The organism is Acinetobacter sp. ATCC 27244, from assembly GCF_000156555.1.
GTDB classification, from domain to species: domain Bacteria; phylum Pseudomonadota; class Gammaproteobacteria; order Pseudomonadales; family Moraxellaceae; genus Acinetobacter; species Acinetobacter haemolyticus.
This window is the reverse complement of sequence record NZ_GG665951.1, coordinates 1,233-19,186: the sequence shown is the minus strand read 5'-3', so window position 1 is coordinate 19,186 and position 17,954 is coordinate 1,233. Positions and strand designations below refer to the sequence as shown.

General features: G+C 36.9%; 20 protein-coding genes. 11 read left to right on the top strand and 9 right to left on the bottom strand.

Translation table 11 applies throughout. The features are described 5' to 3' along the window. Window positions 1-15 precede the first annotated feature (15 nt). The 4 genes from zapE (at window position 16) to HMPREF0023_RS03985 (ending at window position 5,117) form a co-directional block, all read left to right on the top strand. A complete protein-coding gene (gene zapE / locus HMPREF0023_RS04000) occupies window positions 16-1,161 on the top strand; it encodes a cell division protein ZapE (RefSeq protein ID WP_004639286.1) in 1,146 nt (381 codons plus the stop codon). A gap of 294 nt (window positions 1,162-1,455) precedes the next feature. Further along, window positions 1,456-3,618, top strand: coding sequence for a malate synthase G (locus HMPREF0023_RS03995; protein ID WP_008941258.1), 2,163 nt, complete (start codon window positions 1,456-1,458; stop codon window positions 3,616-3,618). Between the two features lie 135 nt (window positions 3,619-3,753). After that, window positions 3,754-4,374, top strand: coding sequence for a 2OG-Fe(II) oxygenase (locus tag HMPREF0023_RS03990; protein ID WP_004639284.1), 621 nt, complete (start codon window positions 3,754-3,756; stop codon window positions 4,372-4,374). 80 nt (window positions 4,375-4,454) lie between these two features. Then, a complete protein-coding gene (locus tag HMPREF0023_RS03985; RefSeq protein ID WP_005090374.1) occupies window positions 4,455-5,117 on the top strand; it encodes an SOS response-associated peptidase family protein in 663 nt (220 codons plus the stop codon). Between the two features lie 72 nt (window positions 5,118-5,189). On the opposite strand, the gene HMPREF0023_RS03980 is transcribed toward HMPREF0023_RS03985, so the two are convergent. Together HMPREF0023_RS03980 and HMPREF0023_RS03975 are read right to left on the bottom strand one after the other, a co-directional pair. Then, window positions 5,190-5,654 (bottom strand): MarR family winged helix-turn-helix transcriptional regulator, encoded by a 465-nt coding sequence (locus HMPREF0023_RS03980; protein ID WP_004639282.1) that lies wholly within the window; start codon window positions 5,652-5,654, stop codon window positions 5,190-5,192. Window positions 5,655-6,338: 684 nt separating this feature from the next. Further along, entirely contained in the window at window positions 6,339-7,199 is an 861-nt protein-coding gene (locus HMPREF0023_RS03975) for an alpha/beta fold hydrolase (protein ID WP_008941257.1), read from the bottom strand. 140 nt (window positions 7,200-7,339) lie between these two features. On the opposite strand from HMPREF0023_RS03975, the gene HMPREF0023_RS03970 reads away from it, so the two are divergent. Then, window positions 7,340-7,795 carry a hypothetical protein gene (locus HMPREF0023_RS03970; protein ID WP_008941256.1) on the top strand — a complete coding sequence of 152 codons (456 nt, stop codon included), beginning with the start codon at window positions 7,340-7,342 and terminating at the stop codon, window positions 7,793-7,795. A 12-nt stretch (window positions 7,796-7,807) separates the two neighbouring features. Here HMPREF0023_RS03970 and HMPREF0023_RS03965 read toward each other — a convergent pair whose 3' ends face one another. Continuing rightward, complete coding sequence (locus tag HMPREF0023_RS03965) at window positions 7,808-8,068, bottom strand: hypothetical protein (RefSeq protein WP_005080487.1); 261 nt, start codon at window positions 8,066-8,068, stop codon at window positions 7,808-7,810. Between the two features lie 396 nt (window positions 8,069-8,464). Next, entirely contained in the window at window positions 8,465-9,766 is a 1,302-nt protein-coding gene (gene brnQ / locus HMPREF0023_RS03960; protein WP_005080489.1) for a branched-chain amino acid transport system II carrier protein, read from the bottom strand. Window positions 9,767-10,121: 355 nt separating this feature from the next. On the opposite strand from brnQ, the gene map reads away from it, so the two are divergent. Continuing rightward, the gene (map, locus tag HMPREF0023_RS03955) at window positions 10,122-10,916 is read left to right on the top strand and encodes a type I methionyl aminopeptidase (protein WP_008941255.1); all 795 of its coding nucleotides are present in this window, start codon (window positions 10,122-10,124) and stop codon (window positions 10,914-10,916) included. A gap of 41 nt (window positions 10,917-10,957) precedes the next feature. Here the strand turns inward: map and HMPREF0023_RS03950 are convergent, their stop codons facing one another. Continuing rightward, a complete protein-coding gene (locus HMPREF0023_RS03950; protein ID WP_004639272.1) occupies window positions 10,958-11,878 on the bottom strand; it encodes a LysR family transcriptional regulator in 921 nt (306 codons plus the stop codon). Between the two features lie 128 nt (window positions 11,879-12,006). On the opposite strand from HMPREF0023_RS03950, the gene HMPREF0023_RS03945 reads away from it, so the two are divergent. Beyond that, a complete protein-coding gene (locus HMPREF0023_RS03945) occupies window positions 12,007-12,330 on the top strand; it encodes a hypothetical protein (RefSeq protein WP_008941254.1) in 324 nt (107 codons plus the stop codon). Between the two features lie 63 nt (window positions 12,331-12,393). On the opposite strand, the gene grxD is transcribed toward HMPREF0023_RS03945, so the two are convergent. Continuing rightward, window positions 12,394-12,735: a Grx4 family monothiol glutaredoxin gene (gene grxD, locus HMPREF0023_RS03940; RefSeq protein WP_004639270.1), complete on the bottom strand. Its 342-nt coding sequence runs from the start codon at window positions 12,733-12,735 to the stop codon at window positions 12,394-12,396. A gap of 167 nt (window positions 12,736-12,902) precedes the next feature. Between grxD and HMPREF0023_RS03935 the strand changes: the two genes are divergently transcribed. Then, on the top strand, window positions 12,903-14,117 hold the full coding sequence (locus HMPREF0023_RS03935) for an aspartate aminotransferase family protein (protein ID WP_008941253.1): 1,215 nt from the start codon (window positions 12,903-12,905) through the stop codon (window positions 14,115-14,117). A 55-nt stretch (window positions 14,118-14,172) separates the two neighbouring features. On the opposite strand, the gene HMPREF0023_RS03930 is transcribed toward HMPREF0023_RS03935, so the two are convergent. The 3 genes from HMPREF0023_RS03930 to HMPREF0023_RS03920 all read right to left on the bottom strand — a co-directional run bounded on the left by HMPREF0023_RS03930 (window position 14,173) and on the right by HMPREF0023_RS03920 (window position 15,641). Beyond that, window positions 14,173-14,604: a CBS domain-containing protein gene (locus tag HMPREF0023_RS03930; protein WP_008941252.1), complete on the bottom strand. Its 432-nt coding sequence runs from the start codon at window positions 14,602-14,604 to the stop codon at window positions 14,173-14,175. A 141-nt stretch (window positions 14,605-14,745) separates the two neighbouring features. Beyond that, window positions 14,746-15,123 carry a DUF2750 domain-containing protein gene (locus HMPREF0023_RS03925; protein WP_004639267.1) on the bottom strand — a complete coding sequence of 126 codons (378 nt, stop codon included), beginning with the start codon at window positions 15,121-15,123 and terminating at the stop codon, window positions 14,746-14,748. A 284-nt stretch (window positions 15,124-15,407) separates the two neighbouring features. Beyond that, on the bottom strand, window positions 15,408-15,641 hold the full coding sequence (locus HMPREF0023_RS03920) for a hypothetical protein (protein WP_004639266.1): 234 nt from the start codon (window positions 15,639-15,641) through the stop codon (window positions 15,408-15,410). A gap of 241 nt (window positions 15,642-15,882) precedes the next feature. Between HMPREF0023_RS03920 and HMPREF0023_RS03915 the strand changes: the two genes are divergently transcribed. From HMPREF0023_RS03915 to ftsY, 3 genes are all read left to right on the top strand, one after another. Continuing rightward, window positions 15,883-16,242 (top strand): hypothetical protein, encoded by a 360-nt coding sequence (locus tag HMPREF0023_RS03915; protein ID WP_005080500.1) that lies wholly within the window; start codon window positions 15,883-15,885, stop codon window positions 16,240-16,242. Window positions 16,243-16,381: 139 nt separating this feature from the next. After that, window positions 16,382-16,711, top strand: coding sequence for a hypothetical protein (locus HMPREF0023_RS03910; RefSeq protein ID WP_008941249.1), 330 nt, complete (start codon window positions 16,382-16,384; stop codon window positions 16,709-16,711). Between the two features lie 116 nt (window positions 16,712-16,827). After that, on the top strand, window positions 16,828-17,943 hold the full coding sequence (gene ftsY / locus HMPREF0023_RS03905) for a signal recognition particle-docking protein FtsY (RefSeq protein WP_008941248.1): 1,116 nt from the start codon (window positions 16,828-16,830) through the stop codon (window positions 17,941-17,943). Window positions 17,944-17,954 lie beyond the last annotated feature (11 nt).

The following is a 17,954-nucleotide window of genomic DNA, read 5'->3' as shown; positions in this document are numbered from 1 at the left end:
TTGTAATAACACCTTATGTTAAATTCTAAGCCAGACTCGCATAGCACTGCATACATTCCAACATCACCTGCTGAGCGTTATGCTCAAGCACTTGAGTCAGGACAGTTCATGCCTGATGAAGCACAAGCTCAGGCAGTTCAAGAGCTAGATCGCGTGTGGAAAGAGTTGCTCACTCGTTATAAAGCATCGAAGAAAGCGTTTAGACGATTCCGTCGTCAAACCTATCCGAAAGGTGTTTATATGTGGGGTGGTGTAGGACGTGGTAAGACATGGTTAATGGATCAATTTTATGAGTCAGTACCATTCCGTCGAAAAACACGTATGCATTTCCATCACTTTATGCAACATGTACATAAAGAGTTAAACAAACTTTCAGGTCAGCGTAATCCTTTGGATTTGGTCGCAGATCAAATCTACAAAAATGCAGTGGTGATCTGTTTTGATGAATTCTTTGTATCGAATGTTACAGATGCAATGATCATTAGTGATTTATTCCAGAAGTTGTTTGAGCGGGGCATTACTTTAGTTGCTACCTCAAATATTGCTCCTGAAGGTTTGTATAAAAACGGGATTCATCGAGATCGTTTCTTGCCGACAATTGCATTGGTTCAGAAAAATTGTACCGTTTTAAATGTTGATGCTGGTATCGATTACCGTTTACGGGTATTAAAACAAGCACAGTTGTTTAAGCATCCGCTTGGTAATGATGTGCAGGCATGGATGGCTGAGCGTTTTAGCGCTTTAACCCAAACACAAGTACAATCAAACTCTCCGATTATGATTAACAATCGTGTTGTTGAGACTTTGGGGCATACTGAAGACGTATTGTGGTGTGAGTTTTCTGAACTATGTTTTAAACCGCGTAGCCCAGCTGATTTCATCGAAATTGCAAACATATACAATACTGTTTTAGTCAGTAATGTACCGCATTTGACGGATTTCTTATCTGAAGGGACACGTCGCTTTATTTATTTGGTCGACGAATTCTATGACCGTGGGGTAAAGTTGTTATTAACCTCAGAGGATTCGATTATTGATTTATATAAAGGCGATAAATTAGCATTTGAAATTGAACGGACACGTTCAAGATTACTTGAAATGCAGTCAGATGATTATTTAAATTCTGAGCATCGACAAATACAAATTGCAAAAACTTCATGATTTTAAAAAGGCATTCTTCGGAATGTCTTTTTTTATGAATTTAAGTAGAGAGCACTTTATTCTTGCTTGAATTTTGTTATAACTAGATAGGTTTGAACCTTGAATAAGGGTGATAACACTAAACAGTAAGGACATAAGACATAAGCTTTTCCCAGAACAAGAAATTTAATTTTTGTCAATACTACATGTTGGGAAAATGCTTACTATTTAGGAATGTGATATTACTATTCAGGCTAGTATAAATCGGTATACTAGGTTTCTTGTTATAAAAAGTTAGCACCATCAGGAAAGACAATGACTGTACGTATTCAACAAGGCAAGCTAGCGATTGCTAAAGAACTTTACGATTTCATCGAAAATGAAGCTTTACCAGGTTCTGGTTTAGATAGTGAAACTTACTGGAAAAACTTCGAGCAAGTCGTTGTTGATCTTAGTCCAAAGAACAAAGCGTTATTGGCTAAGCGTGAAGAGCTTCAAGCTAAAATTGATGAGTGGCATCGCAATAATAAATTTGAACTCAATGCATATAAAGCATTCTTAACTGAAATTGGTTATTTAGTGCCAGAAGTAGAAGATTTCAAAGTTACAACTGAAAATGTTGACGAAGAAATTGCTTTATTAGCAGGTCCTCAGTTAGTGGTACCTGTACGTAATGCACGTTACTGCTTGAATGCTGCAAACGCTCGTTGGGGTTCATTGTACGACGCGCTTTATGGTACGGATGTAATTTCTGAAGAAAATGGTGCGGAAAAAGGCAAAGGCTATAACCCAGTTCGTGGCGACAAAGTTATTGCTTTTGCAAAAGATTTCTTAAACCAAACCTTCCCGTTGGCGCAAGGTTCGCATGCAGATGCAACAAAATATGCAGTTGACCATAATCGTTTAGTTGTAAGTTTAAAAGATGGCTCAACTACGAGCTTAGAACATGAAGCACAATTTGTTGGTTTTAATGGTGAAGCTGCCAATCCAACAGAAATTGTTTTATTAAATAATGGCTTGCACGTTATTATTGATATCGATGCAAATAGCCCTGTAGGTAAAACTGATGCAGCTGGCGTCAAAGATTTAACACTTGAAGCAGCAATCACAACAATCCAGGATTTAGAAGATTCTGTTGCAGCAGTTGATGCAGAAGAGAAAGTCGAAGGTTATCGTAACTGGTTAGGCTTGATGAAAGGTGACTTACAAGAGTCAATCGAGAAAAATGGTAAAACCATTACTCGTGCTTTGAATAAAGACCGCACAGTTCAAAACTTAATTGGTGGTACGACTACTTTACATGGTCGTTCATTAATGCTTCTTCGTAATGTGGGTCACTTGATGACAAACCCAGCGATCCTTGTAGATGGTGAGGAAGTATTTGAAGGGATCATGGATGCTTTAGTTACGCCATTACTTACAATTGCTGATATCCGTGGCCAAAACGAGAATCACAACTCTCGTAAAGGTTCTATGTACATCGTAAAACCAAAGATGCATGGTCCTGAAGAAGTTGCTTTCGCAGTTGAATTGTTTGAGCGTGCTGAACAAGCGCTTGGCTTACCAGCTAAAACACTCAAAATCGGTATCATGGACGAAGAACGTCGTACCTCAGTGAATTTGAAGAACTGTATCGCTGCGGCTAAAGATCGTACAATCTTCATTAACACAGGTTTCATGGACCGTACGGGTGATGAAATCCATACTTCTATGGAAGCTGCACCAGTTGTACGTAAAGAAGCCGTTAAGACCCAGAAATGGATTGCTGCTTATGAAAACCGTAACGTTGCGATTGGTTTAGCATGTGGTTTACAAGGTAAAGCTCAGATTGGTAAAGGCATGTGGCCAAAACCAGATAGCATGAAAGATATGTTGGCGACTAAGACTGCACATCCAAATGCTGGTGCAACTTGTGCATGGGTTCCATCTCCAACGGGTGCTGTACTTCATGCGTTGCATTACCATCAAATCAATGTAAAAGCGCGCCAAGATGAATTGGCTGCGGAAGATATGTTGACACTTGATGACTTATTAACTCCACCATTTGCACCTGAAACAAATTGGACTGCAGAAGAGTTAAATAATGAGCTTGAGAATAACTGCCAAGGTATTTTAGGTTATGTTGTTCGTTGGGTAGATTTGGGTGTGGGTTGTTCGAAAGTTCCAGATATCAACAACGTTGGTTTGATGGAAGATCGCGCAACATTACGTATTTCTTCTCAACATGTTGCTAACTGGTTACGTCACGGTATCGTAACACGCGAACAAGTTGAAGAAGTGCTTAAGCGCATGGCTGTGATTGTTGATCAACAAAATGCCAATGATCCATTGTACACGCCAATGGCACCGAACTTTGATGGGATTGCATTCCAAGCAGCATCCAATTTAATCTTTAAAGGTGCTGAGCAACCATCTGGTTATACAGAGCCATTGTTACACGCTGCTCGTTTAAAACTTAAAGGTTATACAGGTGACTAATTTCGATTAGTTTCTGTGAATCTACAAAGACCCTTCAATTTTGAAGGGTCTTTGTTTTTATAGCTTCAACATATAAAAGCAAACCAAATTTTTGCTATAATTCTCTTAATTTGATCATTTAGTCGAAACTTAACGATGTCACAAATTTTAAAATTAGATGCTTTACAACAAGCACAAGTTTCAACCTCTCCGTATCCATATTTTGTAGTTGAAAATTCTATTGTGGATAGTGAGGTAATGGCTGTAATTCAAGACTTCCCAAAAATTGATCAAGGTGGAAGCTATAATATTGAAGATGTTGAAATCAAACCTAATTTTGATCGTTTCTTAAAGTCTCTTGATACCAAAGAGTTTCGTCAAATCCTAACTGAAAAATTTGATGTGGATGTTATGGAACATCCAATGATGATCACATTACGTGGTTATTCACGTCAAAAAGATGGTCGTATTCATTCTGATTCTAAGACTAAGCTGCTCACTATTTTGATTTACTTAAATGAGTCTTGGGATGCACCAACTGGCCGTCTTCGCATTTTAAATGATGAAAAAAATATGGATGACTACGTTGAGGAGATTAATGCTGGCCCGGGTACTCTGGTTGCATTTAAAGTAACTGATAATGGCTGGCACGGATATGTTCCTTATGAAGGGCAGCGTCAGTCGATCCAAATTAACTTTTTAACAAGTGATAAAGCCAACGCTAAGCATCGTTTTGTACATGGTTTAAGTGCGAAATTGAAAAAGTTATTTAAATAACCTGTTAAGAAAATTGAAGGAGGTAAAGATACCTCCTTTTTAAACCATATTTTTATTGAGATTTATTTAATCATCATAGTATGTGTGCCAACTATAAGCCTTTAACACTCGAACAAGCGAAGCAACTTGAATTGCCATTGATCCCGTTTGACTATGTGGATGAAGTTTATCCAAGTTATAAAACACCTTTGCTATTTCAATCAGAACAGAGCTTAGAATGGCGAGATGTACTGTTTGGGCTTGTACCTAAATGGTCTGAAGACACCAATATTGCCAAACATACTTATAATGCACGGCATGAAACCATTTTTCAGAAACCTAGTTTTCTTGAAGCTGCATCAAAATGCAAATTTGGTGTTATTCCTGTTGCTGAATTTTATGAAAGCAAATATATCGACGGTAAACCACAGCGTTGGGGAGTACGTCGAAAAGATGGTCAAGCATTTTATATTGCAGCACTTTACGAAATACGCAAATTAAATGATCAGATTGTGCGTTCTGCAACGATGTTGACTATGAATGCGATTGATCATCCTATGATGAAAGAGTTTCATGAACCCGGTGACGTTAAACGATCCGTCGTTGTCATTCCACATGATCGCTTGAATGAGTGGCTTAGTTTAAAACAACCTAATCAACTTAGTCGTTTTATGTGCGGATTTCCAGTTGAGGAGTTTGAGTGCTCACATGTACCAAAAATAAAAATAGAAAAGGTGACACCTCAGTTGAATATGTTTGATTGAAGAAAACGAACCCGTATATAAATGACAAAGGCTTCATGATTGAAGCCTTTGTTTATTCATAAAGAAAAACTTTTAACGAGCAAGATTTTTAAACATGTGTCTCAAAATTTCCATGGTTTTTTCAATTTGCAGTGGTGTCAAACCATCAAATGATTGCTCTAGAATGACTGAAGTTAAATCATTAATTTTGATGATCATCTCTTTACCCTTGTCGGTGAGATAGACACGAGTAATACGACCATCTTCATTACAAGAGTAGGTCTCGATGTAACCTTCATCTTTTAAGCGATAAACAATTTTGGTTGTTGTCGACATTTTTGAGATGACCATATCTGATAGTTCAGATACGCTTGCATGAGGTTTAACATCTAATGCGATGAGAATACGACGACGTGAGTTGTCTAAGCCATATTTCTTAAGTACGTTATCGATGTTTTGTACGTACTGTGCATTTACTTGAGAAATCCAATAGTAAGGAAAATCTTCTAGCTTAAATGAATCGGCTGTAGGTAAAAAACGCGCATATTTCTTTGTCATTTCCCTCTTTCCCCCATGCTTTTATGAAGAGCGATATAGCGTAACGCTTAGATTCCATGAAATGTCTACAATTTCATTGCTAAAAACATAAGTTTCATAGCAGGTCGTTGATAGCCAATCTCTTTAAAGATAATGATGTAATCATCTTAATCAATAACAAAGGGAATTATCACAAAATTCACATAAATTTGTAATGAATGATGAATTCACCAAAGTAATTTAATTCAACGATATTCCAACGACTTCGCATTTCTGCTCATTTGTAGAATAAACGTATTGTAGAAAAAAAATACGCATTTTGACGTGACTTTTTTATAAAAAATTCTGTCTAAAATGTCATAAAAATACAAAATCAATATATTTAATAAATAAATAATCATTAAAAAACTAAAAAATACAGAACTTTGTATTAAACAACTGGTTGAAAAATATAATCCAGAAATATTGTGAAACAGTTGAATAAGGACATTCTTTATCACACTTCCACTTTTGGTGGCTTAATAAAGTTTTCTAGAGTGAATTTTTGTTAAGTATTCCTAATTAAAACTATCTTTTTATAAATATTTCTAACTTATTAGTTAAGTTATCAGGATTGCTTTATAAGCTAGGGGCTCAAAAAAAACGCATCTAAACAGGATTACAGATTTAGATGCGTAAACAGGAAAATAGTTTGTAGAATTGAACCTATATATGTAATTCGTTTTCAATTAATGACCATAGTTTTTGATGTGACTTTTTAAACATTAACATATGCCCAATTTGCTTATAGCCGTGCTTTTGTGGGTTAAGCTCAACAAGCTTGGTTTTAGCATTTGGGTATAAGCGAAGTAAATCTTTGACATTGGTATGGGTTGCAATTTCATCATCACTGGCCCAAAAAGAAGTGATAGGGCACTGAATTTCTTGGTGATAATCTTCGAAAATACTTTTTCCAACTGCATTCATAACATAGCCAGGTTTACTGCAAAACTCAGCCCATTGCTTAGCAACATTTTTTGGTAGATTTTCGCCCATACCAATAAATTGAGTTGCTCCATATCCTTTAAATAGACTTGAAATAGGGAAAATTACATTAAACATTACTGGTGCGAGTAATTTAGTTTTACCTTTCAGACCTTTAATGTGTCCAGTAGAACCAGCGATAGCCAAAACTTTTGCTACTTTATGGTAGTTCGGCGTAATGCCCAGTAATTGCCCTCCAGCGCTGTGTCCAACAATAATCACTTTTTCTGCATTTGTGCGCTTTAATAATGTTTCAATGGCAGCAGGAATATCTAGCATTCCCCAATCATTAATGCTGGCTGTTGAATCCTTTAGTGCACCATGTAAGGATTCACCGATCCCCCTAAAATCAAAACTGAGGACGTTATAACCTTGTTGGCTTAACCATTCTGCAAAGGCATGATAAAAGGTTTTGGTAATACCAGTTGCAGGGCAAATTAAGATAGGTAGTGCGTTGATGTCCTTTTGTTGAGCAGGATAGAATTGAGCAGCAAGTTGATAGCCATCTTTACAACTTATCCAAAATGATTCAAATGTTTTCATCTAAAACATACTCTATTTTTGATTCATTGTTCTACTTTACATAAGTTCCAAAAAGAAACTTGTCTAAAGTGTGACTCCTAAGTCAATTTTTCTGTAATATAGCAAGAAAATGGAATGAAATTGATAATGGGGATACTTGGATGTATGAGTTAAAAGATGCAACACAAATTGCTATTGTATTTAGTGGGGTGTTTTTATGGATTGGAATGCTAACAGGTGTTTGGAAATATTATCAAATTAGACAAACAGAACAGGCAAGGGCGCATTACTATGTAGATATTGCCCATCGAAGTAGCCTATTGTATGCCGCAGCGAGCTTAATCTTGGCTGTACTCAGTCATTTTTCGATTCTGGCTGAGTCTGTTGTTTTATTTTGTGTTCTAGCCAATTTATTCTTTTTCGCAATGTCAATTTTGACTTATATCATTCATGGTTTATTAAAAGATACGACCAATCAGTTTAAACGTCCTCATCAGCTGGGACGTTTGACGCTTCCTACTTGGTCTATGACGATCATGATGTTAGCTTTGATTATAGTAGAGCTTGGTGCAACAGGCATTTTATTATTAGGAACGATGTTAAGTTTTTGGGGTTAAAAAAATGGATGATCACTCATCCATTTTTCCTAAAGAAGTTTTCTTGCGTGCCAGACTTAATTGTCTAAACTTCTGATCTACAACAGCCCATACACAAAATGCCAGTGAAACAATTAATGCATAAGCAAAATATTCGGGTTTTAGGTTGCCTTTAATAGCGCCTTGAAACAATAACGTTGCCATTAGAGCAAGTGTAGTGATGGCATAAATAATTGAGTCATTGGTCTTCAGAGTGTTAATGAAGACTTGCTTGTTGAAATGTGTTGATAACATCTCCATCCCTCCTTGTTGCGATGACAAAACCATGTGTTTTTGTCGGAATTGTTATTAAAGTTGTACTTGGAATTTTCAATTTTTTCAATAGCTAAATGACTTCTTTTTTAGTGGAATTATTTGTAGGTTTGATTTATATAGTTTTTTTGTATTTCTGATGTGAGTTAAATCTATTTATTTGTTAAATATAGGTTATTTTTTATCTTTTAAGTATCATTTTATATCAAGCAGCGTGTGTTCCATAATTCACTTCAATTTGAATTCTGATCACTGATAATTTAGCGATAAATAGAAAAATGATCTGTCGTAAACAAAAAATGAACATTGGATAAAAGAACATTCTTTGTATAGCTAAAATCATGTTTGGGTAAAACATCATTTTAACGACAAATCATTTTAATCTTTACTGGTACAGATTCGATCTACAGTAATTGCGCAAACAAGAACGATCAAGGATGGGAGTAACCATGCAAGATTTTGTTCATTTAAGGGTAATTGCTCGATAAAAGCAGGCAAGTATGTTTCAAAACCTGCAGCTTTTATGGCTTCAATAATTCCAAAAAAGAAAGCAATCGCTGTTACTGAACCAACAACAAGGGATGGTTTTTTCCAATATTTCCAGAAAAAACTCAGCATGATGACCACAATCGCAGGTGGGTAAATTGCACTCAACACTGGAACTGAGAAAGCAATTAGTTTAGTTAAACCAAGATTTGAAATTAATAAAGACAAACCTGTGAGAATGAAGACTAGTAATTTATAGGATAAACCAGTTAGCTCGGTGAAATATTCGGCGCACGCACAGGTCAAGCCGATTGCAGTGACCATACAAGCGAGGAAAATTAAACCCGTAAGGAAATAAGAGCCATAGTCACCAAATGCATGCTGAACATATGCATGAAGAATGATTGCACCATTGTCAGCATTGGCTGCTACTTCATGACTGCCCAAGCCAAGTTTAAATAAACTGATATAAACCAGAGTTAAGCCTAGACCAGCAATTAAACTTGCAATAATGGCGTATTTGGTAATAAGTTTAGAATCTGTGACCCCACGTGAGTGAATCGCTTGAATGATCACGATACCAAATACAAGTGCACCTAAGGTATCCATGGTTAGGTAACCACTTACAAAACCTTCTGATACTGGGCTTGCAATATAGTTGTTGATCGGGGGAGAGATCATTCCTGTTGGGATCGCAAATGCTGCGATACCTAAGATTGCCAATGCAATGATTTTTAGGGGTGCAAGTACATGGCCGACAGTATCTAAGAGTTTGTTTGGGTACAAAGACACAGCCATGACAAAAACAAAATAAATGATACTGTAGATGAAAAGACTACTGCTTGATGTTCCAAAATAAGGTGCAAAGCCAATCTCATAAGAAACGGTCGCCGTGCGTGGCGTAGCAAACAATGGTCCTACTGTTAGGTAACAGACGATCGTGAGAAGTAAACTCGAAAAACGTCCTAAGGGAGAGCTGATGATTTCAATTGAGCCTTGCATACGAGACAAAGCCATAATTGTGATAACAGGTAGACCTACTGCGGTGATTAAAAATCCAAAAGCAGCTAGCCATACATGTTCACCAGCTTGTTGAGCAACAATTGGTGGAAAAATAATATTACCAGCACCGATAAACAGTGCGAAGGTCATAAAACCTAAGGCAATAATATCTCCTGTACGGAGTTGGTTCATAAAAGCGGGATGATTAAATAAAAGTGCGGATTTTAGAACAGAAAGATGATCAATTGGAACCAATTTTATGTGAAAACTGGTTTATTTTTGACTAAAAAGAACATGTATAAATCAAAATATGATTTTGATTCATTTGAGTTATAGGTAAGTGTTTAAAAGTTCAGCTGATTTAATAGTTTATTGTTTTTTTCTATAATCAACATTGAAATTAAATGTAAAATAAAAGTGTTATTTTAGTCATAAAATGATTGAAGATTTTTCTTTTGAAGCGTAAAACTATTCCGCATACTTATTGTAGCTGATCTTTTTAGCTGCATTTTTGAATTGAAATTGTTTTTTATAAGGAATATCTCGAATGAGAGCTTCTACTGTGACCATTAAGTCTGAACAAGATATTGAGAAGCTACGTATCTCTGGGCGTTTAGCGGCACAAGTATTAGAAATGATCGGACCTTATATTAAACCGGGCGTTTCAACAGAGTATTTAGATGATATTTGCAATGACTACATCGTGAATACATTGCAGGTTATTCCTGCAAATGTGGGTTACCATGGTTTTACCAAGACCACTTGTATTTCTGTTAATGAAGAGGTTTGTCACGCGATTCCTTCTGCTAAAAAGATTTTACAGGATGGTGATATCCTGAACATTGATGTGGCCGTAATCAAAGATGGTTATTTTGGTGATACAAGTCGTATGTATTTTGTGGGTGAGCCAAGTCCAGCAGCTAAAAAACTGGTTGAAACCACTTATGAAGCAATGTTAGCTGGTATTCATACAGTTAAACCTGGTGCGACTTTAGGGGATATTGGTTACGCAATTCAATCTGTGGCTCATCGCGAGGGCTATAGTATTGTTCGTGAGTATTGCGGGCATGGTATTGGACGTGTTTATCATGAGCAGCCAAATATTTTGCACTATGGTCAAAAAGGTCAAGGCATGGTGTTAAAGAAAGGTATGGTATTTACCATTGAGCCAATGGTGAATGCAGGGAAACCTTTTGTAAAAGAGTTAAGCGATGGTTGGACTGTCATCACACAAGATAAATCTTTATCTGCGCAATGGGAGCATATGGTTGCTGTGACTGATGATGGTTTTGAGTTACTCACACCATGGCCAAATGGAACAGGAAATTATCCACCTGTTTAATATTTCTTAGACTGTTAGATGAATAAAGCGAAAGGTTCGATTTAAGATCGAACCTTTTTTGTTGTGCACTGAGCTAACTCTTCCACTAGATAATCAATAAAAACGCGCACCGCAGGCAGTAGTCCTCTTCGTGAAGGATAAACAGCATGGAAAATACCATGAGGTGCTGTCCATTCTGGTAATACTCTGACCAGTTGCCCTGATTCTACAAAGTTTTGAGCAATACTATCCGGTAATAATGCAATTCCACAGTTTTGACTGGCTAGCTCAGTTAACATCAATAAATTTGAGCCCATAATCACGGGATTAACCTTAATCTTCTTTTGAATATTATTCGGTCCAGATAGTAAAAACTGTTGATCAAGATGATCTTCAGACATACTGATGATGCGATGATCAGTGAGTTGTTCCGGTGTGGTGACATGACCAAACTCGTTTAAATAGGCCTGACTTGCGAAAAGTCGTTGTTCGATTGTTTCAAACTGTCTTAAAACCAAGTTAGGGTCTTCATCAAGATTTGAGCGGACGCGTAGTGCGAGATCAATTCCTTCGTTAATCACATCAACCCGACGGTTACTAACCAGCATTTGCACTCGTACTTCAGGATATTTTTTTAGAAAAGTGGGTAGAATTTTAGCCATTTGGTTTTGAGCTATATCTACAGGTACGCTGACTTTAATTACACCTCTAGGTTCGCTGCTTAAATGGTTGACTACATCATGTGCAGCTTGTGCAGCATTCATCATGACCTGTGCATGACGATAGACATCCATACCAATATCTGTAACTGCAAAATGTCGAGAACTACGCTGAATTAGACGTACACCGAGTTGCTCTTCGAGGTTGTAAACGCGCCGACTGAGTTTTGATTTTGGAATATCAGTTGCGCGTTCAGCCGCACTAAACCCACCATGTTCAACGACTAGCGCAAAACAGTAAAAATCATCTAAATCGGTTAGCATTATTCAATTCCATTTCTGCAACATTCGATATTTTATAGATTTGTCGTTGCAAAAATAAGAGCGTATTCGATATTTTTTGTGAAGTAAAAAGTCCTTTATAATTCAGAAAATTTTTATGATCGATAAATATGACTTATCAACTCTTTGAAGTATCTGATGCTAGTGCGAATATTAGCTGTCCTTATTGTGACCAAGCAGTTTTAGATTGGACGCAAGAGCAATATATACAACCATGTGAACATACTTTGTTTATGGCAATGGATTTAGGGTTTGAGTTCATTGCTGATCGTTTTGAAGCAGCTTTGTCTCAATCAGTGGATGAAATTCACGATGATCCCAATATGAACATCTATGCAACAGTGACTCAGGCAAAATACTTAAATATGCAGATTTTTAAAGCAGATTTGGGCGTGGAAGGGATGTTTCGTTATATCGGGTTTAGTAAAGACTAAGACTTTCTATTCTCAATTTCCAATAAAAAAGCCAATCATATGATTGGCTTTTTGCTTGATAGCTTATGCTTCAGGCGCTGGGCTATACTGTTCAACTAATGGCTTTAATTCGCCATTTTGGAACATTTCAAGCATGATATCGCTACCACCAATTAACTCGCCATTGATCCATAATTGTGGGAAAGTTGGCCAGTTCGCAATTTGTGGTAAAGTTGCACGAATATCTTGATTTTCCAAAATATTTACATAGGCAAATGGACGACCAATTTGGCTAAGTGCTTCTACTGCACGAGCAGAAAAACCACATTGCGGGAATTGTGGAGTGCCTTTCATGTAAAGTAAAACAGGGTGTTTCGCAATTTGATCACGAATTAACGCTACTGTATCACGCGCTTGTTCCGTCATTAGATAGATCCTCAACTAAACTTCGGACATTATATACCTAAAAAAATCGCTTCGCCGAGCATTGCCCAAGATTTTTCTTGTATAAATGTGAGTTTATGCTTTCAATCTAGGCAAGTTTTTGCTTATATAACTTTTTTCCACACAACTACTGATAGATTGAGTTTGTTATGACAAATATTACTCTTGCTCCTGTGCAACCTGATCAACCGTCTCATCTTATGGCAACCTATGGTCGCCAAGCGATCAGTTTTGTGCGAGGACGAGGGGCGTATTTATATACAGCAGATGGTACCGAATATCTAGATGCTTTGACAGGAATCGCAGTATGTGGTTTGGGGCATGCACATCCAGTCATTGCATCTGCTATAGCAGAACAAGCTGCAACATTAGTGCACACTAGTAATTTATTTGAAATCCCTTGGCAAACTGCAGCAGCGCAGAAACTTGCTGAAGTCTCTGGAATGGAAGAAATTTTCTTTTCGAACAGTGGCGCTGAATCAAATGAAGGAGCAATCAAAATTGCACGTAAGTTTGGGGCGCAACAAGGTATTTCAAATCCTAAAATTATCGTAGCTGAGCAGTCTTTCCATGGACGTACATTGGCAACTTTGTCTGCAACAGGGAATAAGAAAGTTCAGGAAGGTTTTGCACCATTAGTCGATGGTTTTGTTCGTGTGCCGTTTGGGGATGTTGAGGCGATTCAAGAAGCTGCGATTCATCATCCTGATATTGTTGCAATCTTGATTGAACCAATTCAAGGTGAGGGTGGTGTTAATACTGCACCACAAGGCTTCAGTTATCTTGAAGAAGTACGTGCGTTATGTAATCAACATAATTGGCTCATGATGCTTGATGAGATTCAAACTGGGAATGGTCGTACTGGTAAGTATTTTGCTTATCAACACACCAATATTATTCCTGACGTGATGACAACTGCTAAAGGTTTAGGTAATGGATTTCCAGTCGGTGCAGTGATGACGCAAGGGAAAGCTGTTGGAATACTCGGTGCGGGAAGTCACGGTTCTACTTATGGTGGAACTGTATTGGGTTCACGTGTGGTTTATACCGTAATTGATACGATTCAACATGAAAATGCGGTAGAGAATGCAGCAACGGTTGGGGCGTATATCGTTGATCAATTAAGAGCTCAACTCGCTGAAAATAATGTTCAAGTGCGTGGTTTTGGTATGATGATTGGTATTCAACTACCTAAGGATTGTGCTGAATTAGTTGCAATTGCACGAGATCAATATAAATTGATTATTAATGTAACTGCTGGATCTGTGGTTCGTTTATTACCACCATTGAATATGACTCAAGCACAAGCAGATGAATTATTACAACGCTTGGTTCCTGCTATTCGTAATTTCTTGACAGCATAAGTTTTATTTCTATAAAAAAGGGCAATTTTATATTGCCCTTTTTTTATTCAGGAATTTAGCCTGAAATATACTGTTGTAGCTGTTCAATTAAAATACGTTGATCTTCCATTGCGGCTTTAACTAAATCGCCAATGGAAATAAAACCAACCAACTTGTCATTTTCTAATACTGGTAAATGACGTAAATGACGATCAGTCATCAGCTGTAAACACTCTTCAACAGTGTTGTTTAGACTTACGGTGATGACTTTTGAGGTCATAATATCCGCAACCAACGTGCTATTTGATGAACGCTCCATCAATGCAATCTTACGGGTATAGTCACGTTCAGAAAAAATCCCAATGACTTTCTCATCCTCTGCAACGACCAAAGCACCTACACCTTTGTCTGCCATAATTTTAATTGCTTCAAGTACAGTCGAATTTGGCGAGATTGTAAAAACAGATTGTTCAGCTTTATTTTTGATGACTTGAGCAACGATTGTCATTGTTTATTCCACCTGTGTTGTATTGTCGTTTTCATTTAACTTAACGGTATTTTTTTTAATTGCAAAGCCCTAATTGCAGCTTAATGATGACTTTTTATACATATTCTGAATAAAAATATCCGTTCATGTGTCTAATTTCTCTTAAACAGCTATAGCAGTTTGATGATGCATAAAGAAAAAGTGCTGCATCTGCTGTGTAGAGAGTTTAAATTTGCAATGAGATGAGTTAAATAGAGCTGGTTCTACTTGCAAACGCGTCAGCAATGGAAGTAAGGATTCATGAAAATCTTTTGATGTGATTTTACGCGGTTTGTAGTGTTTCCAATTTGACTGAGCATAGCGATGCGCTTGAACACCGTTGAGCCAAAAAGGAAATACATGTCCATTTTGATCAGACTTAATTGCCCAACCATCATGATAAAGACCCCAAAGAACTCCGCAATACATCATTGTTTTTAGAATTGATATTTTAATCATCAACTCACTTGATACTGGTTTGAAATGATTGAACCGATACATGTCGTTAAACTGATCTTATTTAAACTTATGTTTTATTATAAGAAATCTAGATGGCATTTATGTTTAAACTATTCATATAAATCGTAAGCAAATATTCTAGGTGATGAAAACATGCCTATAACTACGATTCATGTAGGGGATAACATAGTAGTGATTTCATGCTAATTTTAAAAACAAATGAGCGACCTTTGGTGTAGCGCAAGACAAACGAAGTGCGTAGTCGTTATTTAAAAAAAGTATTATGAATAATCAGGCATAAAAAACGCCACCTAAGTGACGTCTCTTTATGCTTTTAGTGTTGCCATCTTTTGCCAGTATTGGGCTTTCAAAGAGTCTCGTTCGACTCGGAAACCTTGATAGTACAATTCTGCTAGAAATAACGCTGCTTTACCATGTCCTGCTTGTGCAACTTGTTCAAGATCTTTTACTGCGTCTTGAAAGTTTTTTTGCGATTGGATTGTATTTACCGCATTCGCATAAACATGCTCTAGTTCATGTTGTGTAAAATGTTGAATCATATATAACTCCTTATTTTAATTATGATTACCGCATATTCTATTCGAAGCTACATTGCTCCGAATTTAAGCTAATTTATCACTTGTTTGTGAAGTTATTATGACAAAATTAATTGAATTGTCAAATAACCAAAGTGACTGAGCAGATTTTTATTTACATTAAATAAAAGCTTACACGATGAAACACTCTGTGCAAATAATTTTAAGTAAAATCAAAGTGAGAAGAATAGAAAAGGAGAAAAATATGTCACATACAATTGATGGTTTAAGCTTTGATATGCCGCCAACTGAGAATCAAATTATTGCTTTAGCACATCATCATCGCAAATTGCTTGATGAGGCTGTTTTTCATCAAGAGATCCACCTTGGTGATTATTGTTTAGCGCAACGTAAACGTGTTTATGATTTTGCGATAAATCTTAGTCCTCAAGAAAAAGATCGTTTTTACGAAATTTACAATGGTGAGCTACTTAGAATTGCAGATGAAGATGATTTGCATCCAGCAGATGCTGAAAGTGGAGTTGGGATGTTTGCGATATTTATAACCTTGCTCATTATTGCATTTATTTTATATTTTGCTTTCGTGCGTACGCTAACAAGTTAAATAGTTGGATATCCGGTAGGTGTTGCGTTATTGGTTGAAAAACAATCTTTAACGCATACTTTGCTAGACATTGATGAATGTTGATACTTGCTCTAAGTGAGGTAGATACATACACTGCTTCATAACACTGAGGTTGGTTATGTTGTCTATCATTTCTAAACATAAAATTTTGCAGTCTAAGTATCGACTGAAACTAGACCGATTTTTTAATATTTTGGTCATTATTGTTATTTTGTCTATTTTTATAGTGGGTTATAAAGCTTTACTACGCCCAGTGAATGACCAGCAACTTGATCATGTAATTCAATTATCCCTGCAAGCAAGCCACCCAAGGACGCAGTCGATGGCTAAAGATATTTTAAAGTATCCTAAAATTCAAAAATTCAGCTATTTACGTCTCATGCATGCCTATCAATTTGAATCAAATCGGATTAAACAATATCCAGCAATGGCACGAGAGGATGAGTAGTTTTAAATCAAAATTTTTAATGATAAATGAATGGTTTATGTCAGTCGGGAAAAAGAAATCAATTTGTGCTAGACTGACGATCTTTTTAAAAGCTGCTTTATTCTCAAGGAATCGACATGCAACAGCAATCGAATATTCAAAATAAATTCTTGATAGATGCTGACATCGGTGATGATGATGTGACCCTGCCAAGTTTACCTGCTGTCGATGTTCCGATTATTGAACCTGCAACACCTACAACAGTAGAACAAACGTCTACTGTTGTTTCTGTGGAGTCAGCTACACCTGTTGTCGAAGAAGAAAAATCAGGTGGTTTCTTTGGTCGCATGAAAGATGGTTTAACCAAAACACGCCGTAGTTTTACGGATGGTATGGTGAATATCTTGATTGGTGGTAAAGAAATCGATGATGAATTATTAGAAGAAGTTGAAGAGCAATTATTGGTTGCTGATATTGGTGTCGATGCTACCAAAACGATTATTGCAAACTTGACAGAACGGACAGCACGTGGTGATTTGATTTATTCACATGCATTGTACAAAGCACTACAAGAAGAGTTAGTTGCATTGCTTGCTCCGCGTGTTAAGCCCTTACATATTGACCCAAATAAGTCTCCTTATGTGATTCTTATGGTCGGTGTAAATGGTGTTGGTAAAACGACAACTATTGGTAAACTAGCAAAACGTTTACAGGGTGAGGGCAAGAAAGTGATGTTGGCTGCTGGTGATACTTTCCGTGCAGCTGCCACAGAGCAATTACAGATTTGGGGAGAGCGTAATGACATCCCAGTTGTTGCTCAGGGTCATGGTGCTGATAGTGCATCAGTGATTTTTGATGCTTTTGAAAGTGCTCGTGCTAAAGGGATTGATGTATTAATCGCAGATACGGCTGGACGTTTGCAAAATAAATCTCATTTGATGGAAGAACTCAAAAAAGTTAAACGTGTTATGCAGAAAATTGATGCGACTGCACCACATGAAATTATGTTGATTGTTGATGCTGGTACAGGTCAAAATGCAATTAATCAAGTGCAACTGTTTGATGAAGCAGTTGGATTAACGGGTATCACGATTACCAAGTTAGATGGCACAGCAAAAGGTGGCGTGCTTTTCAATATTGCAAGCCGTACCCATGTTCCAATCCGATATATTGGTGTAGGTGAGAAGATTGACGATTTACGTCCATTTTCAGCTAAATCATTTGTAGCAGCATTGTTTGAAACAGATAAATAATGAAATTCTGC

Excerpts from the sequence above, each read along its gene's own strand:
- zapE (WP_004639286.1), top strand. The coding sequence starts at position 16 with ATGTTAAATTCTAAGCCAGACTCGCATAGCACTGCATACATTCCAACA.
- HMPREF0023_RS03995 (WP_008941258.1), top strand. The coding sequence starts at position 1,456 with ATGACTGTACGTATTCAACAAGGCAAGCTAGCGATTGCTAAAGAACTT.
- HMPREF0023_RS03990 (WP_004639284.1), top strand. The coding sequence starts at position 3,754 with ATGTCACAAATTTTAAAATTAGATGCTTTACAACAAGCACAAGTTTCA.
- HMPREF0023_RS03985 (WP_005090374.1), top strand. The coding sequence starts at position 4,455 with ATGTGTGCCAACTATAAGCCTTTAACACTCGAACAAGCGAAGCAACTT.
- HMPREF0023_RS03980 (WP_004639282.1), bottom strand. The coding sequence starts at position 5,654 with ATGACAAAGAAATATGCGCGTTTTTTACCTACAGCCGATTCATTTAAG.
- HMPREF0023_RS03975 (WP_008941257.1), bottom strand. The coding sequence starts at position 7,199 with ATGAAAACATTTGAATCATTTTGGATAAGTTGTAAAGATGGCTATCAA.
- HMPREF0023_RS03970 (WP_008941256.1), top strand. The coding sequence starts at position 7,340 with ATGTATGAGTTAAAAGATGCAACACAAATTGCTATTGTATTTAGTGGG.
- HMPREF0023_RS03965 (WP_005080487.1), bottom strand. The coding sequence starts at position 8,068 with ATGTTATCAACACATTTCAACAAGCAAGTCTTCATTAACACTCTGAAG.
- brnQ (WP_005080489.1), bottom strand. The coding sequence starts at position 9,766 with ATGAACCAACTCCGTACAGGAGATATTATTGCCTTAGGTTTTATGACC.
- map (WP_008941255.1), top strand. The coding sequence starts at position 10,122 with ATGAGAGCTTCTACTGTGACCATTAAGTCTGAACAAGATATTGAGAAG.
- HMPREF0023_RS03950 (WP_004639272.1), bottom strand. The coding sequence starts at position 11,878 with ATGCTAACCGATTTAGATGATTTTTACTGTTTTGCGCTAGTCGTTGAA.
- HMPREF0023_RS03945 (WP_008941254.1), top strand. The coding sequence starts at position 12,007 with ATGACTTATCAACTCTTTGAAGTATCTGATGCTAGTGCGAATATTAGC.
- grxD (WP_004639270.1), bottom strand. The coding sequence starts at position 12,735 with ATGACGGAACAAGCGCGTGATACAGTAGCGTTAATTCGTGATCAAATT.
- HMPREF0023_RS03935 (WP_008941253.1), top strand. The coding sequence starts at position 12,903 with ATGACAAATATTACTCTTGCTCCTGTGCAACCTGATCAACCGTCTCAT.
- HMPREF0023_RS03930 (WP_008941252.1), bottom strand. The coding sequence starts at position 14,604 with ATGACAATCGTTGCTCAAGTCATCAAAAATAAAGCTGAACAATCTGTT.
- HMPREF0023_RS03925 (WP_004639267.1), bottom strand. The coding sequence starts at position 15,123 with ATGTATCGGTTCAATCATTTCAAACCAGTATCAAGTGAGTTGATGATT.
- HMPREF0023_RS03920 (WP_004639266.1), bottom strand. The coding sequence starts at position 15,641 with ATGATTCAACATTTTACACAACATGAACTAGAGCATGTTTATGCGAAT.
- HMPREF0023_RS03915 (WP_005080500.1), top strand. The coding sequence starts at position 15,883 with ATGTCACATACAATTGATGGTTTAAGCTTTGATATGCCGCCAACTGAG.
- HMPREF0023_RS03910 (WP_008941249.1), top strand. The coding sequence starts at position 16,382 with ATGTTGTCTATCATTTCTAAACATAAAATTTTGCAGTCTAAGTATCGA.
- ftsY (WP_008941248.1), top strand. The coding sequence starts at position 16,828 with ATGCAACAGCAATCGAATATTCAAAATAAATTCTTGATAGATGCTGAC.